9 protein-coding genes are annotated in these 19056 nt (G+C 36.3%); all 9 read left to right on the forward strand.

Annotated features, from left to right (window positions below):
• The first annotated feature begins 78 nt into the window (after positions 1-78).
• The 9 genes from PHE88_10495 to PHE88_10535 all read left to right on the forward strand — a co-directional run bounded on the left by PHE88_10495 (position 79) and on the right by PHE88_10535 (position 19051).
• Positions 79-921 carry an MBL fold metallo-hydrolase gene (locus tag PHE88_10495; GenBank protein MDD5688247.1) on the forward strand — a complete coding sequence of 281 codons (843 nt, stop codon included), beginning with the start codon at positions 79-81 and terminating at the stop codon, positions 919-921.
• A gap of 296 nt (positions 922-1217) precedes the next feature.
• A complete protein-coding gene (locus PHE88_10500; GenBank protein MDD5688248.1) occupies positions 1218-2162 on the forward strand; it encodes an MBL fold metallo-hydrolase in 945 nt (314 codons plus the stop codon).
• Between the two features lie 359 nt (positions 2163-2521).
• A complete protein-coding gene (locus PHE88_10505) occupies positions 2522-3490 on the forward strand; it encodes an MBL fold metallo-hydrolase (GenBank protein ID MDD5688249.1) in 969 nt (322 codons plus the stop codon).
• A gap of 447 nt (positions 3491-3937) precedes the next feature.
• Positions 3938-8734 carry a fibronectin type III domain-containing protein gene (locus PHE88_10510; protein ID MDD5688250.1) on the forward strand — a complete coding sequence of 1599 codons (4797 nt, stop codon included), beginning with the start codon at positions 3938-3940 and terminating at the stop codon, positions 8732-8734.
• Positions 8735-8791: 57 nt separating this feature from the next.
• The gene (locus PHE88_10515; protein ID MDD5688251.1) at positions 8792-10156 is read left to right on the forward strand and encodes a PorV/PorQ family protein; all 1365 of its coding nucleotides are present in this window, start codon (positions 8792-8794) and stop codon (positions 10154-10156) included.
• 51 nt (positions 10157-10207) lie between these two features.
• The gene (locus PHE88_10520) at positions 10208-14857 is read left to right on the forward strand and encodes a hypothetical protein (protein ID MDD5688252.1); all 4650 of its coding nucleotides are present in this window, start codon (positions 10208-10210) and stop codon (positions 14855-14857) included.
• A gap of 46 nt (positions 14858-14903) precedes the next feature.
• Positions 14904-16616, forward strand: a complete 1713-nt coding sequence (locus PHE88_10525) for a PorV/PorQ family protein (GenBank protein MDD5688253.1) — start codon at positions 14904-14906, stop codon at positions 16614-16616.
• 93 nt (positions 16617-16709) lie between these two features.
• Complete coding sequence (locus PHE88_10530) at positions 16710-17081, forward strand: response regulator (protein ID MDD5688254.1); 372 nt, start codon at positions 16710-16712, stop codon at positions 17079-17081.
• Positions 17082-17206: 125 nt separating this feature from the next.
• Positions 17207-19051, forward strand: coding sequence for a cache domain-containing protein (locus tag PHE88_10535; protein ID MDD5688255.1), 1845 nt, complete (start codon positions 17207-17209; stop codon positions 19049-19051).
• Positions 19052-19056: the final 5 nt, after the last annotated feature.

Here is a 19056-nt window from a genome sequence, read left to right on the forward strand (position 1 = left end):
AAGCACACACATAATCGATAATTTCATAACACATTACACATCACGCTTTATACAATTTTAAAACAGGAGCTCTTAATCATGGAGATATTTTTTTTAGGTACCGGAGCAGGTGAGTTTTTTCCTTCCATATTTTGTAATTGTCCAATTTGTAAACAATCAAGAAAAAATGGCCGGAAAAGTCTTTCATTTGGTTGTTCTATTTTGATAGACAATCAATATCTTGTAGACGCACCGACAGGCTTATGTTTAAACATGGCATTGTTCAAGATTAAAATAAAATTTCCTTTTTATATATTTATATCACATTCTCACCAGGACCATTTTGACCCGCAGGAAATAATATCCTCGCAAAACGATAAAAAAATCAAAACACATCTTTACATAAATAAAACCATATTTAAACTTCTAAAACATTATACAAAGTTCAACCGTTTTTTTAATTTCGATAAATTCAAGAACTACTATGTCCATATAATCAAGCCGTTTAAGTTATTAAACCTTAACAAAGATGCTGTTGTTATTCCGGTACTTGCTCATCACGATAAAACATACAACGAAGAAAACCTTAATTACATAATGAAAATCAAAGGAAAAACAATTCTTTACGCTTGTGATACGGGCTGGTATTTTGAAAAAACATGGGAAGAAATTGAAAAACATCATTATGACGCTGTTATACTTGAATGTAGTGTACCTAACAATAATAAACCTATGCAAAATGTCGATTTAATGAAATGGGGACATATGACACTATGGGCTTTTCTAAAATTTCATGAACGTATAACAAAAAAGGGATTACTTAAACCCGGCGGGAAATTTATAGCAACACATGTCGCTCATATAGATACACACATTTTAAAAAATAAATTATCCAAACATAATATTCAACTTGCTTATGACGGTTTAAAAATAAAAATCTAACCAAGTTAGGCTTGCCAAGGGTCTGGCGACAACTACAAAACTATAATTAAATTGTAGTCTCACGCCCTCGGCGTGATAACATTGAAATTCCTATACATCAAGTTAGTCCCGCCACTGAACCGTTGGCGGGCAGATACAGACCAGTTTATATTGTAGCCGCAGAGCGTCAGCTCTGCTAAACATTGAAATACCAATACGTCAAGTAAATGTCCCAATGTACATCCAGTTACATTATTGTAGTGGCAGAGCTTGCTCTGCCTGCATCTTTCAATAAAAGAAAATGAAGGAGTGTATTTATGTCAAAAAGAACATGGTTTTTAATATCGTTGCTTTTAATACTAATTTTAATAAAATTTAATATTTTCTCATATATACTACCAAAAGGAGAAAAGAAAGATATGGAAATACTTTTTCTTGGTACGGGCGGTGGCGAATTTCATCCTTCTATTTTTTGTAATTGTCCAATCTGCAATAATGCAAGGATAGGTGGTCGACAAAACCTTTGGTTTAATTCTTCAATACTGATAGACAATCAATACCTTGTAGATGCACCGACAGGATTATCCTTAAACATGGCATTATTTAAGATTAACGTAAAATTTCCTTTCTATATATTTATATCGCATTCTCACCAGGACCATTTTGACCCGCAGGAAATAATAGGTCACAGGGATGATAACACCCGCAAGATATACCTATATATAAACAAAACTATATTTGAACTTTTAAAAAATTACACAAAATTTAATCGTTTCTTTAATTTTGATAAACAAAAAAATTGTTTTGTAAATATAGTAAAACCGTTTGAATTATTAAAAATTAATGAAGAAGCCACTGTTATGCCGGTACTTGCTAATCATGACAGGACATATAACGAAGAAAATCTTAATTACATATTAAACATTAAAGGACGCACAATTCTTTACGCATCTGATACCGGCTGGTATTCTGAAAAAACATGGGAAGAAATAGAAAAACACCATTATGACGTTATCATACTTGAATGTACCGGATGGAAAAACAATGAACCGATACCGGATGCCAAATTATCATGGATGGGACATATGACATTATGGTCTTTTTTAAAGTTCCATGAACGGATAACAAAAAAAGGATTGCTTAAACCAAGCGGGAAATTTTTCGCAACACATGTCGCTCACTTAAATAAAAGTAAACTAGTAAAAACACTATCCAAGTATAAAATCCAAGTTGCCTATGACGGCTTAAAAATAAAAATTTAAAGAAGGGAAATAAAAAAGGTTGTTTGTCATGCTGAATAATAGTGCTTGCCCACCTACGGTTTTTTGTCCGCCAAAGATTCAGTAGAGGAACTGGTGGAAAGCATCTCGTCTTAAAATTTTAGTTAAGATTCAAGAATGACAACATGAAATAAATGTCCCTGTGGTAAAAAATCTTTTGAAACTTTTGAATTCTCTTTCGATGTCATTGCGAACTCCGTAGGGGTGTGGCAATCTCAACACTTAATTGAGATTACTTCGTCGCGGAGTTTATCCCGACTTTCGTCGGGATTCCTAGTAATGGTATTGTTTACCTTGTGGCAAGCCACGCTGAATTAACAAGTTAAAGAGGTAAAGAAAACATGAAAAAGATTATACTGATTATTTTTTTAGCATCATCGTTTGCATTAAACCAAAAACTTGCAGCAGAACCAACAGGTGTGGAAATAATTTTCCTAGGTACCGGTGCCGGGGAATTTTGGCCTTCTGCTTTTTGTGATTGTCCAATTTGCAAAAAAACAAAGAAAGATGGTTGGAAAGAATTTTGGTTTTATTCTTCTATATTGATAGATAGAACTGTTTTGGTAGATGCACCGCCGGCAGTCGGTATATCAGCATCATTGAATAATATAAGTTTAAGTACTGTGAAAAATGTATTTATTACACATTCGCATCCTGACCACTTGGATTTAAACCAGCTTACATCTAAGGTAAGATCGATAAAAACACCTGAAGAAATAAACCAGTCAAGTCCTACGTCAAAAGTAGAAAATGCACCCGTTATTAATGTTTACTGTAATGAAATAGTGGATAATCTTGCGAAAAGTTATCATAATTTTAACCGGTTTTGGCGACTTGATTCAATAAACCTTAAATTTAACGTTGTTGAGCCTTTTGAAAAGTTAGAAGTTGACGGAATGATTGTTATTCCGTTACTGGCAAATCACGACACCGCTAATGATGAAAAACCGCTTAATTATATATTTCAAAAAAATGATAAAACAATACTTTACGCCTGCGATACGGGCTGGTATCATGAACAGACATGGAAAGAAATTCAAAAATATCATTATGATGTTATTATACTTGAATGCACTATGTGGAATAACAATGAAGCTATGCAAAACCGCAGCTTATTAAAAGAGACACACATGACCTTGTGGTCTTTTTTAAAGTTCCACAACTACATTATGGAAAAGGGTTTATTAAAACCCGGCGGGAAATTTATTGCAACGCACGTCGCTCATTTAGATAAAAGTATTTTGAAGAAAATATTATCTAAACATAATATCCAACTTGCATATAATGGATTAAACGTAATACTAAAATAGTGATTGTTTTTTATTATAAAGTTAGGTAAAGCTTCGCTTTGCATCTACAAACAAATCGACATTGTAGCCGCAGAGCGTTAGCTCTGCTAAATATTGAAATTTCTGTACATCAAAATAGATTCCCGCTTTCGTGGGAATTACATGCTGGGCAGAAACGACACCCCATTAATGAAAGATTGTCATTCCCGAGTGCCTTAATCGGAAATCTACAACACTGAATTTTCTATACTAAATTATTAAGATTGCTGATTAGTTTATAAAAATTTACATAATTCGGACAATATCTTATCGTATAGGTCATATCTCTTAAAAATAAAAAAGCTGAAAGTAAAAAAAGTACTTGACAAGGTTTTTTTTATTACTATACTATAATACTAAGTAGTAATTATAAATAAATAAATTCTAACGGAAGTTTGCTAGTAGCGAGACGTGCAACTGTAAACTTAAATGGAAATATTCGTAAAGTTAAAAAAGGTATCTTTTGTCTTTCTAATAATACTTTCTTCAACACTTCTTCATTCTGCGGCACCCACAGTACCTGTCCTTTATTCACCTTCTACGGCAACATGGACAAATGTCAATATGTTTGACTGGTCTTCATCTACCACTACAACAGGTGATGCTATTTTTTACGATATAGCAGTAGATAATGCAGAAGATTTTGCAACAGTTGTTTCATCAGCTTATAATATATATAGGTCTTCCTGTTTAATATCCGAATTAGACAACACGTTAAGTGAGAATACTCAATATTGGTGGCATGTCAGGGCTAGCACTTCTACATCAGGAGAATATTCAGCATGGAGTTCTACCCGTACATTTAAGTTAGATACAACAGATGCTGTATTTAGTAACATGCTAGTAAAGACATCTACGGGAGGATGGGCAGCGAATACTGTATATGTTAACGTATCAACACCACAAATACGAATTAATGTTCAAGACGTCAATTCGGGATTGAGTGTAGGACAGACCGAAACTTTAGCGAGTAGTGGTTGTGTTCTCTTGATGCATTTGAATGGGAATGCCAATGATAGTTCAGGATATGGGAATGATGGAACGATAACAGGCGCCGCATGGACAAATACACCTACATGGAAGTCAGTTGGTGGTAGTGAGAGTATTTTATTTTTTGATGGAAATGGTGATTATGTAGATTGTGGTAATAATGAAAGTTTAGATGTTACAACTGAATTTACATTATCAGCATGGATAAACCCTACAGATGTTGTTGGTTATAACGGTATTATAGGAAGAAAACCTGGTTATAGTAGTTATTATGGGTATGCTATGGGACACGAAGGCGATGGCATACATGTTAATGTAGGAGGTGGCACAAACTCAGGTCCTGCTTATTCTATTGGGGGTAATATTAAAGCAGGTATTTGGCAGATGGTAACTGCGACATATAAAAGCGGTAATTATGGCGGTGGTAAATATGGTAAAATTGATTATTATTACAATGGAAGCTGGTTTGATTATGATTTAATTGTAACTAGCTCAATTGTATCAGGAACTGATAAATTGGGAATAGGTTGTGGAGATGCAACTAACCGTCCGTATATTTTCCAGGGTTATTTAGATGAAGCAGGGGTATGGAATAGGGCGTTAAGTGCGGAAGAGATAGCGGTTATGTATAATTCCTGTGCAGTAAAATACTCAACAAATGCATGGACAAGTTCTGCCATAATTACATCAACAGATACAATGTTTACGACAGGTACCGACGGAACTACAGCAATACAATTTTCAACAGCAACAGAGGTACCGTTAAAAAATGGTACTGATAACAGGATACAGTTTTTAGCCAGAGATGCAGCCGGTAATTTATCTGAGTCAGCCAGTTACACAATAAATGTGGATACTGTTGCACCGTCAGACATAACAACACTTGCAGGAAGTAGTATTGATAATATTAGCAATATTGATGCACATTTATCGTGGTTAGCGCCTGGTTCGGATGCACAGACAGGAACTATAAATGACGGTCAATTCAAAATACGACGTGCAACTTGGTCAGTCACTCCTGAAAGTATGTGGGGAACTGGTTATGATGCTAAGCCGGCAGTAATAGAGCAGGAAGTAACTATAGATACAACTTCCGTAACACCTCTATCTTATCAAACAACAACATTTTATACTTTAGCAAATAATACATCACACTACTTTAGAATATGGACAAGGGACATAGTGGGTAACTGGTCAAACATATCCAATGGTTGTACTGTATATCTTTCTCCGCCACCTCCGCCTGGCAGTTTTTCAGGTGTAGCACTTTCTACATATTCCATACAATGGTCTTGGACTGATGTTGCCGGCGAGACAGGATATCGTGTACGATATTCAACAAAAGCATCTCCTTCGGATGCACCTGCTTCACCGTCGTTACCTACTAATCAGATTACATGGACTGAATCCGGACTTATGGCGAATACGTCATATTACAGGGTTGTTGTATCTACTAATAGTCAGGGAGAAAGTGGTCTTTCAAACGCAGCAACAACTTACACACTTGCAAGCCCGCCGCTTGTACCCATAGTATTTTCTAATGTAGGGCAATCAAGTGCTACACTAACTTGGACAGCAAGTACAGATAATCCGGCATGGACAAGATATGGAGTGATAACTTCTACAAGTTCTGATTTTGCCGGAACAGCTGTCAGCACAACAGTCGCGTTTGCTGATAATCTTACAACTAACACAAAATCTGTTATTTCATTAGGTACTGATACCACTTATTATTTTAGAATATTAGCATATAATGAAAGTCAAATTCAGACAGCATCCATAGAATCCAGTACAAAAACAAAGGAAGGAATTCCTGATAGACCAAGAAATTTGAAAATTTCGGCGTTGTTAGGTACTACATCTATCTACTGGCAGTTTGATGACAATTCTACAAACGAGACAGAATTATATGTTTCCAGTAACATGGATATAACGGCAAGACTATCGACTAATTTAGCGAACACAGCATCTAAAGGTACTACTTATTGGTTAGAATTAGGACTTTCTACTAACACACTATACACTAGATATGTTGAAGCAACTAATATTTATGGTTCTACTTGGTCAGTTGTAATTACAAGCTACACTATGGCGGCTGCACCTTTAAACATAACTTTTTCGAACGTCGGTTTTTCAAGTGTAACAGTTCCAATCCAGTGGGATGCAAATACTAATCCTGCAGGGACAAGGTTTGGTGTTTCACGTTCAGCAAATAGTACATTCAGTGCCACGGTAAGCACCTTTGTAGTTTATTCAAATAATTTAACTACCAATTCGACAACCGCAACCGGACTTACTGCAAGCACAACATATTATTTCCGTGTTTGGGCATATAACGGTAACCAGACTACAACATTATATACAACTTCTGTTTCCACAATAACAAATGAAGCACCACCCAATAAACCATCAAATTTAAAAATATCGACATCAACATCATTAGGAACTACCTCAATATACTGGCAATTTGACGATAATTCCACTAATGAGACGGGATTATATATTTCCAGCGGTACAAACATAGCGGGAAGACTATCAACTAATTTAGCCAACACAGCAACAACAGGCACTACTTATTGGTTGGAAATAGGTCTTTCTACCAATACTTCATATACAAGATATGCCGAAGCAATTAATGCCTCCGGATATAGTGTTTGGTCAACTCTAATTACAAGCTATACAGCTGCTGATGTACCTTCAAATCTTACTTTCCCTAATGTTTATACATCAAGTGCAACGCTAACTTGGTCTGCTAGCACTAACCCTACTGGTACAAGGTATGGGATAATAACTTCAAGCAGTTCTGATTTTTATGGAGCTTCCATAAGCACGACAGTCACTTATGCAAATAATCTTACTGCTAATACAACACCTGTAACTTCTCTAATTGCTGAAACAACATATTATTTTAGAGTAATAGCATTTAATGGTAATCAAATCCAAACATCATCTTTTGTTCAGTCCAGCACAATGACAAAATCAGGTGCTTATATACCTAATTTGCCGAAAAATTTAAAAATTGTATCATTCGGAACTACTTCTATTTACTGGCAGTTTGATGATAATTCTACTAATGAGACAGGGTTATATCTTTCCAGCGGTACAAATATAACAATGCGATTATCTTCTAACTTAGCTAATACGGCAACAACAGGTACTACTTACTGGTTAGAAATAGGACTTTCAACTAATACAGCATACACAAGATATGCCGAAGCGTATACTTTAGCAGGTTCTTCGTGGTCAGTTGCGATTACAAGTTACACTGCTGCTGCGGTACCTTCCAGTATTACCTTTTCTAATATTGGTACGTCAAGTGCAACTTTAACATGGTCTGCTAATAATAATCCTAATACTACAAGGTATGCAGTAGAACGTTCATCAGATAATATTGTTTGGGATTGGAAACAACTATTAGCTGACAACCTTACAGCAGTAACTTACATAGATTCTACTTTAGTTCCTAATACTACATTTTATTACAGGGTAACAGCATATAACGGCAATGGAACTGCCACGAGTGCATCGACAATATACAATGTTTGCACTAAAGCAGATATTGAACCACCCGCTGCTCCTGTCATTACTATTACTTTGTCTAACGCTCAAACAACAATAAAAACCGGCGATAAAATGACATTAACAGGTACTGCTGAATTGGGTTCAAGTATTTATAGTATAACTATAAAGGATTTAGACGGGAACATATTAGCACAATGGATAGACCCTGAAAGCTTAACTTCCGACACCATAAATAATATAACTTTAAAATCTGCTTCATCTAGTTCTAATGGTACTGTGGATATCATAACATCATCTATCACGCTGGGTAATATCGCGGCAAAGTTTCCGATGGTGGGCGGAATAACGATAGGGATTGTTGTTCAGGACAGCGCCGGGAATAAATCGCAGACGGGAACTTCAGATGCTATTATGTTATCGGCAGAGACAAATAAGATAACGCTTTACAATAATTTATTTAATCCGGTGAAAGGCGATAAAATGACAATTCGTTATGAAACAGTTCAACCGGGTAAGATAACAATAGATGTCTACACGCTAAATGGGGATAAAGTAACAACATTGGTAAATGAAACTACTACTTCATCTGTTCCACATTGGGCTACTTGGGATGGCAAAGATGATAACGGTAGTTTTGTTGCCAGCGATATTTATTTAATATACATAAAAGGACCCGGATTAAAAGACACTAAAAAGGTTTGTGTAATAAAGTAGCGGGTAAGCCACAAGCATGTAAACTGCTTGTGGTGAGCAGGTAAAATTGAGACTGATATGAGAAGATTTATTATAACAATTTTGTTTTTCACATTAACAATATATAACTGTTATGCTGCAGGTCCTTGGACTAACGGGGCGTCTATATTAAGACAAGGGGTTGGAGCAAGACCTTTAGGTATGGGCGAAGCGTTTGTAGGTTTAGCTGACGATATAAATACTCTTCAGTTTAATCCTGCAGGGTTAAGTAATCTTTCTAATAATGAATTAGGAGCTGTATATTCAAAAGGGTTAGCGGATACAAGTTATAGTAATATGGCATATGCCCAACCATTAGGTGAGAAGGGTTATATTGGCGGTTCTTTCTTGTTATTTCAGGGTGGAGACATTGAGATAAACTGGTGGGACTCAGTAAACGGGGTAAGAACTGAAACGAGGAATGCAAAAAAAGATTATGTTTTAACATTAGGATATGCTCAGGATTTTATGAGCGAAGGTGAATTATCTGCAGGTGCTAATCTTAAATACGTTAGTAGTAAATTAGCCGAAGAATCTACAGCGTCCAGTATTGCTGTAGATTTAGGCGGGTTATATCGGTTATTAGATAATAAATTATCTTTAGGTCTGTCAATCCAGAATATAGGAACTGCGTTAAAATACAAAGGCGGTATATCAAGCGGTTCGGAAGCCGACCCACTGCCTTTAGGAATAAGAGTAGGCGGTGCTTATGTTTTTATATCTGACGATTCCAAAGAACTTACAGGTGTTTTAGATATTAATAAATATTCAAACACTGATATGCAGCTTAATTTAGGATTAGAGTGCTGGTTAAAAGAAATGATAGCGTTACGGGCCGGTTATGAAATAGGATATGATTTAGCTTCTATTACGGCGGGTTTAGGGTTTAAAGTTAAGAATTGCCAGTTGGATTACGGATTTAGTCCTATGAGCGAAATAAACGCTATTCATAAAGTTTCCTTTATATTAAGGTTTGGCGAATCATCTGAAGAATCTGATGAGGAAGAGGCAGTTGCAGCTCCGGTTAAAAAATCCAAGCCTTCAAATATAAAACCTGACGTTTCAATAAAAAAATCTAAACCTTCGGATGCAAAAAGCAGCAGCAAAGCAGAACAAAAATATCAGAGAGGACTAATATATTTTAATGCAGAAGAATATGAACTTGCTATTGCTGAATTTGAGGGTACTATTGCACTGAATCCGGACAACCAGGAAGCTACTGCGAAAATAGCGGAAGCTACTGAAAAATTAAAAGAACAAACTTATCAGCAAGGATTGGAATATTTCAATAAAGGTAAATATAAAAATGCAAAAGTTCAGTTTGAAAAAGTCATTGATATAGATCCTTCTAATCAGGAAGCCCAGCAGAAATTAAATGAAATTAAAGATTTGTTGAAAAAATAATAGTCTTTATGTCATCGTCTTGTTTTATAATGTATACCAAAGAAAATATAAATGAAAGACTTTCTCAAACCAAAAAACATAGTTTTTGTCTTTTTAGTTATATTTTTTCTTACTAACCTTTATTCAGCACCTCCTTCAGTACCTAATCTTTATGTACCTTCCACAGCAACATGGACTAATATTAATACAATAGATTGGTCTACCTCAACTGCTCCAACAAATGATGTCGTTTTTTATGATTTACAGATAGGTAATTCAGAAGATATTTCAACAATAATAGCATCAAGCTATACAATATACAGGTCTTCCTGTTTAGTATCTGATTTGAATGGTAACTTAACCCAGGGTACTAAATATTGGTGGCATGTAAGAGCTAGTACTTCTACTACAGGAGAATATTCAGCATATAGTTCAACCCGTTCATTCAAGTTAGATACAACAGATGCAGTATTTAGTAATCCTCAGGTAAAGACATCCACAGGAGGTTGGGCAGCAAATAACGCATATGTAAATGTATCAACGCCGCAGATACAGGTAAGTGTTCAGGATACAAATTCCGGATTGAGGGTAGGGATGACTGAGACAATAGCGAGTAGTGGCTGTGTCGGATTGTGGCATTTAAATGGTAATGCTGTAGATAGTTCAGGTTATGGTAATGATGGAACAATAAATTCAGCACAATGGGATAGTATTACTACGTGGAAAACAACAGGCGGCAGTGAAAATATGTTATTTTTTGATGGTAGTGGTGATTACGTAAATTGTGGTAACGCAGCGAGTTTTGGAAATTTAGTTAACAAAATAACTATATCCTTGTGGTCATATCAGATAACAGCACAAGGTGGTACTATTAAGATAGCGGTAGGCAGATCCAGCGATTGGGAATTTGGCGATTGTGGTAATGGCACTGATTGGGGTTTTTATTCATCTGCGTTATCAGGGGGTGGTTGGGTTTCTGGTGGTGTGGTAACAACACGTAACGCGTGGCATCACATGGTATTTACATATGATGGCGCAGCAGGGAGGATATATAAAGACGGAGTATTAGCAGTCGAGAAAGCGAGGGTAGGTAATTTAAATGTAACTGCCAATATATTGATTGGTCAATTGGGCAGTAGTAATTTTTACTTTGATGGATATTTAGATGAAGTAGGAATATGGGATCGGGCATTAAGTCCGGAAGAGATAGCAGTGATGTATAATTCCTGTGCAATAAAGTACTCAACAAATGCTTGGACAAATTCAGAAATAATAACATCAACATCAACTGAACCGATAGTGCGGACAACAGGCAACGATGGAACAACGGCATTACAGGTGTCAACAGCTACAGCGATACAATTTAAACATGGTACAAATAACAGGATACAGTTTTTAACCCGTGACGAAGCTGGTAATCTTGCCGAGTCAGTTAGTTACACAATAAATGTAGATACAGTCCCGCCGTCAGCTATAACATCGCTTTCAGGTCTTGCTAACGGTAGTAATATAAACCTATCATGGATATCGCCCGGTACGGATGGAATAACTGGTGCAATAGATAATGGACAATTCTTAATCCGGCGAGCTACATGGTCAGTAACACCAAGTTTATGGGGAACAGGATATGATAGCAAACCATCAGTAATAGCACAGGAAATAACAATAGATACAGGCACGACGTCTTCACTGCCTGCATTATCACTTTGTTCAACTACATTTAGCGATTTAGATAACAATGCAACACATTATTTTAGGATATGGACAAGAGATACAGCAGGCAACTGGTCAAGTTTATCCACAAATGGCTGTACTGTATATATACTATCACCACCAACACTATACTATCCGTCAACAACGACATGGACCAATGCAAATATATGTGATTGGAGTGATGTTCCAGGAACAATAGGATATTATTTAGAAATAGATGATGACATAAATTTTGGTTCGCCGGTTGGAGGTTTTGGGGATGTTACTACATCATCGGCAGCGATAACTTCTTTATCGGAAAATACAAAATATTATTGGCGGGTAAAAACTAAATATAGTGCTAATAATTATGGTGCATGGAGTTCTACCCGTTCGTTTAAGTTAGATACAACAGATGCAGTATTTAGTAATCCTCAGGTAAAGACATCCACTGGAGGTTGGACAGCAAATACAGCATATGTAAACGTATCAACGCCGCAGATACAGGTAAGTGTTCAGGATACAAATTCCGGGTTGAGGGTAGGAATGACTGAGACAATAGCGAGTAGTGGTTGTGTCCTATTGATGCATTTAAATGGGAACACATTGGATAGTTCAGGTTATCGTAATGATGGAACAATAACTGGAAATCCTGAGTGGAAAAATATTTCTTCATGGAAGTCAGAATCTAACACTGAGAGCATGTTATATTTTGATGGTTTTAATAATGAATATGTTAATTGTGGTAACGGATCTGGACTTAATGAATTAACTAACAGTATGTCAATATCAATATGGGTAAAATGGATACGGTCCATTTGGGAGGTCCAGCAAATAGCGGTTGGAAGGACCGGTGGCGGCGGCTGGCGATTTGGTGCTGGGACAAACAGTTTAAATTGGGGTTTTTATGGGAATGGTACATATGGTGGTGGAGGAACGTGGGCACCTGATCCTGTTGTACCAGTATCACAAAACGTATGGCATCATATGGTATATACATATGATGGCGATACAGCAAAGATATATAAAGACGGGCTATTAGCAGCGCAGAAAAGTGTGTCCGGTGCTTTACTTGCTACGGACAATATATATATTGGTGCAATACAACCTACAACGTTTTATTTTGGAGGATTTATAGATGAAGTAGGTATCTGGAAACGTGCATTAAGTGCGGAAGAGATAGCAGTGATGTATAATTCCTGTGCTATAAAATACTCGACAAATGCATGGACAAATTCAACAATAATAGTATCAACATTAACGGAACCGACAGTACGGACAACAGGTAGCGATGGAACTACGACATTACAGATATCAACAGCAACAGCAATACAATTCATACATGGTACAGATAACAGGATACAGTTTTTAGCTCTGGATGAAGCAGGTAATCTTGCCGAGTCAGTTAGCTACACTATAAATGTAGATACTATAGTACCATCTGCAATAACATCGCTTACAGGTCTTGTCAGTGGTAGTAATATAAACCTGTCCTGGATATCGCCCGGTACAGATGGGACGATTGGTGCAATAGATAACGGGCAATTCTTAATCCGGCGTGCTACATGGTCAGTTACCCCTGAAAGCATGTGGGGATATGGATATGATACTAAGCCAACAGTAATAGCACAGCAAATAACAATAGACGTAGGAACACCTTCTTCGTTACCTGCATTATCACAATGCACAACTACTTTTTATAATTTATCATCTGCAACACATTATTTTAGGATATGGACAAGAGATACAGCCGGTAATTGGTCTAGTATTTCAAATGGTTGTACAGTATATCTAATAGCACCACCTGCTAATTTTAAAGGTGTAGCACTTTCAACATATTCTATACAATGGTCATGGGATGATGTCGCCGGCGAGAGTGGGTATCGTGTCCGGTATTCAACATCATCTTCTCCTTCAGCAACCGCAGCATCACCTTCACTTAGTGCCAATACCATTAATTGGACTGAATCCGGACTTATGGCAAACACATCATATTACAGGGTTGTAGTATCTACTGACAGCCAAGGTGAGAGTGCTCTGTCAAACACAGCAACAACCTACACGCTTGCAAGTCCGCCTATTGCTCCTATAGTGTTTTCCAATGTAGGACCCTCAAGTGCAACACTAACTTGGACAGCAAATACAGATAATCCTGCGTGGACAAGGTACGGAGTAATAACTTCAATAAGTTCTGATTTTGCCGGAACATCAGTCAGCACGATAGTCTCGTTTGCTAATAATCTTACTGATACCACAACATCTGCCCCGTCATTAACTTCTGATACTACATATTATTTCAGAGTAATAGCATACAACGAGGATCAGATATCAACTACATACATACAATCAAGCACCATAACAAAACATGGTTCTCCGCCTGCTGCTCCTGCTATTACTGTTATATTACCTAATACGCAAACAACAATAAAATCCGGAGATAAATTAATATTATCAGGTACTGCTGAAGCAAGTTCAACCCTATACAGTATAACCGTAAAAGATTTAGATGGAAATACATTAGCAGAGTGGTTAGACCCTGCAAAATTAACATCTAATACAAAAAACGGTATAACATTAGAATCTGCTATTGAAAGTTCGGGTAATATAACAGCAAATATCACAATTGGCAATATAACAGCAAAATATCCAATGTTAAGAGGTATAACAGTAGAAATTATTGTTCAAGATAATGCCAGAAAATCACAACCCGGCACATCACAACCTATTTTACTATCCGCAGAAACAAATAAAATAACACTTTATAACAACTTGTTTAACCCGACTAAAGGTGATAAAACAACAATTCGCTATGAGACAACCAGACCCGGCAGGATAACAATAAAAGTATACACATTACATGGAAATAAAGTAACAACATTAGTAGACGAAACTACGACTTCTACTGTTCCATACTGGGCAACGTGGGACGGTAAAGATGATAATGGCGACTTTGTTGCCAGCGGGATATATTTAATATACATAAAAGGTCCCGGCTTAAAGGACACAAAAAAGGTTTGTGTGATCAAATAACGGATAAGCGGATGGGCGGGTGAGCGGGTAAGATTGAGACAGATATATGAGAAAATTTATCACAACAATTGCATTTTTCACGTTATTGATATATAAATGTTATGCTGCAGGTCCCTGGACTAATGGTGCAGATATATTAACACGAGGAGTTGGAGCAAGACCTTTAGGTATGGGAGAAGCGTTTGTGGGTTTAGCTGATGATATAAATACCCTTCAATTTAATCCTGCGGGCTTAAGTAATATTTCCTGTAAAGAATTAGGGGCAATATATTCAAAAGAATTAGTGGATACTGGTTATAGCAATATAACATACTCTCAACCATTGAAAAATAGAGGATATATTGGCGGTTCTTTCCTGTTATTTCAGGGTGGTGACATAGAGATAAATTGGTGGGATGCAGTAAACGGGGTAAGAACTGAAACGAGGAATGCAGAACAAGATTATGTTTTAACATTTGGATATGCTAGGAATTTAATGAGTGATGGCGAATTATCAATAGGTGCTAATCTTAAATACATTAGCAGTAAATTAGCTGAAGAATCGACCGCTTCCAGTATAGCTGTAGATTTAGGTTTTCTTACCCGCTTATCCGCTTATCCGCTATCTGTTGGTTTGTCAATCCAGAATTTAGGGACTGCACTAAAATACAAAGGTGGTATAGCCAGTGGTTCAGAAAGTGATCCGCTGCCGATGGCTATAAGAGTCGGTGGTGCTTATAAGTTTATATCTGAAGATATGAAAAAACTCACAGGTGTTTTAGATATCAACAAATATACAAACACTGATATGCAGATAAATTTAGGATTAGAATGCTGGTTAAAAGAAATGATAACGTTACGGGCTGGTTATAAAACAGGAAATGATTTAGCTTCTATTACAGCAGGGGTAGGGTTTAGATTTAAGAGTTCTCAGTTGGATTACGGGTTCAGTCCTATGAGCGAAATAAATGCTGTTCATAAAATTTCGTTTGTGTTGAGATTTGGAGAATCGTCAGGTTCATTAGATAAAAAAACAGAGGACACTGCTGCTGAACAGCACTATCAAAGAGGATTAATATATTTTAACGCAGAAAAATATGAACTTGCTATTCAAGAGTTTCGGGACGCACTTGCGACGGACCCAAACCATAAAAAATCTATAATAAAATTAAAAGAAGCTACTGAAAAACCAATAGAACAAACTTTCCTGCGGGGATTGGAATATTTTGATAAAGGTCAGTATGATAACGCAAAAGTTCAATTAGGAAAAGTCCTTGAAATGGATCCTTCTCATAAAAAAGCTCAGCAAAAATTAAAAGAAATAACGCTTCTGGAGAGAGCGAGACAAACTGAAGAAGCATTACGTAACGCGGAAGAAAAACTAAAAGAAACATCTGTTACTGTTCCTAAAAAATTACCAATCGAACCCGCACCTGCAGAAACGGAGAACACTTTAAAAAATACAATTCTTTTTGAATTAAATAGTTCTTCTATAACACCATCCGGTCTGCGTATAATTGATAACGTAGCTAAAACATTAAGTGTTTTTCCACTTCAGAAGGTAAGCATAGAAGGACATTCGGATATCAATGAAGCTAATTCTGAAGAGATTTCCAGGAAAAGGGCCGAAATAGTTCGTGATTTTCTTATCAAAGAATATAATATTTCACCTGAAAGGATAAACATGACAACTTTTGGTACTAGTAAACCGGTTGCTGATTCTTCTGACGCAGATGGACAGACAAAGAATCGAAGGGTTGAAATAACTATTGTTGAATGAGAGAAAGTCGCCTTGACGAAACAAGAAACTTTTAAAAGTCGCCTTGACGAAACAAGAAACTTTTAATACAATATCGTTTAATCGGAGATGAAAATGAAAAAAATATTAGTTGTTGATGATGATCTTAATATTTGTGAGATGCTAAGATTTATTCTTGAGTCACAGGGTTACGTGGTTTCTACAATTAATGATGGTAAAGAAGCACTAAATAGTGTTAAGGAAGACAAACCGGAATTGGTACTTTTAGATATAGTATTACCAAGTATGAATGGAATTGAAGTATTGCGTAATATCAAAGAAATTGATGAGAATATAAAAGTGATTATGATTACTGCTTACTCAAATTATGGCGAAAAAATAGTAGAGGCTTTCAGGCTAGGAGCATGTGATTGCATTTTTAAACCATTCAACATTGAATATCTTAAAGAGAGTATTTTAGAAGTGATTGCCCCTATTAAGCCTTAATTAGGTATAGTGTTCTGCAACTGTGGATGTTTTAACGCGAATAAACATGAATATTCGTAGTAAATTCGTGAGGCATTATGAAATTCGTGATTATTCGTGTATATTAGCAAAGTGAGTACTGTTTTATGGTTAAGAAGAGAAGAAGCAAATTATTATATAAATTACTTGTTCTTTTTGTAGGGATTGCAATTATTCCCTTATTTGCAGTCAGAACAATAGTTCTTAATGTCGGGCAACAATCTATGAAGAAAGAAAGTATTAATGTTCAATTAGAGATTGCTCACCGTTCAGCAGATACTGTTTATTCTTTTATTGAAGATATAAAAAACATACTTTTTGTAATTCAGAAACCGAAAGAGTTTGTTACAATGGATATACCTAAACAAAGAATAATTTTGGAAAATTTAATTAAGTCTTATCCGGCTTTTATGAAGATTGTGGTTTTAGATGCTTCCGGAAGGATAAGATTAAAAATTCCCCGATTTGGAAAAATAGAGGTTGAACCATTGACCAAACGCTCTAAGGAGCCATTCTTTCTTCAGGCGATTGAAAAAGGAGGATATGTATCTAATCTTTATCGTTCTCAAGAGAATTATCCGTTCGTCCTTATTTCTGTTCCGATAGAAACCTCTACCGGTAAGCCTGTCGGGGTTTTAATGGGAGAAGTTAACCTGATTGCTATAAGTAATTTAATTGCTCAGATTAAAATTGGGGAAAAAGGATTTTCCTTTGTAGTTGATGAAAAAGGCAGTCCAATTGCTCACCCGAACCAGAAAATAGTTTTACAGGCAAAAAACCTGAGCGATATTCCTCTTGTTTCTGAAGCACTAAAAAGAAAGGAAGAAGGAGGATATGAATTCAAATATAAAGGAGAGAATTTTCTCGGCACTTATGTTCCGGTCAGGGAATTAGGATGGAGAGTAATTGTTCAGCAACCTTTAAGTGTTGCTTATCTGCCGGCAACTAAAATGAAAAGACAGGTAGATATATTTTTAATCGGTGCTTTAATAATTACTGTATCAATCGGCATTTTTTTCTCTTATAAACTTGTTAAACCTATCAAGATTCTCCAAAAAGAAACAGAAAAAGTTGCAGCAGGTGATTTCGATACAGATATAAATGTTCAAAGCAGGGACGAAATAGGAGTGTTGGCTGAGAAATTTGCTTCTATGGCAGGTTCGTTAAAAAAAATGACAGGTGAATTAAAACAGGCGAATGAAGAATTAGATAAATGGAATAAAGAATTAGAAGACAGAGTTGAAGAAAGAACCCGCCAGTTAAGAGAGTCCCAGGAAAAATTAGTTCAGTCTGAACGTCTGGCTGCCGTTGGTCAGATGGCTAATGTCATCGGTCATGAGATGCGCAATCCATTAGCCGGAATCAAATCTGCGGCTTATCTTATTAAAGAGATAGCTCCTGCTGATACTGAAATTGAAAAATGCCTGGCAGTAATTAACAGGGAAATAAATGCATCTACTAAAATTGCTGAAGACCTTTTAGGGTTTTCCAGGACAAGAGAACCTGTTTTTAGCATGGTAAACATTAGTAATCTTTTAGAAGAAACTCTGACTGTTATTGTTCCTCCGGAAAGCATAAAAGTATTTAAGGAATTTGCTGCCTCGCTGCCTCAAGCTAAAATTGACAGGGATGAAATTCGCCAGGTTTTTGTCAATCTGACTAAAAATGCTTTTGAGATAATGACAGAAAAAATGAACGGAGGGGAACTTCATATAAAAACCGGGAAAGTTGACAACATGATTCAAGTAGAGTTTAACGATACAGGTCCCGGTATTTCTAAAGAGAATATGAAAAAAATGTTTACTCCTTTCTTTTCCACAAAGGCAAAAGGGACAGGTTTAGGTTTAGCGGCTTGTCAAAGGATTATTGAAAGGATTAAAGGAAAAATATGGGTGGAAAGCGAGGGGGAAGGAAAGGGTTCTACGTTTTTTGTTAGATTACCTGTTGCATAGTAGAG

Source organism: Elusimicrobiota bacterium (assembly GCA_028718185.1).
Classification (GTDB): domain Bacteria; phylum Elusimicrobiota; class UBA8919; order UBA8919; family UBA8919; genus JAQUMH01.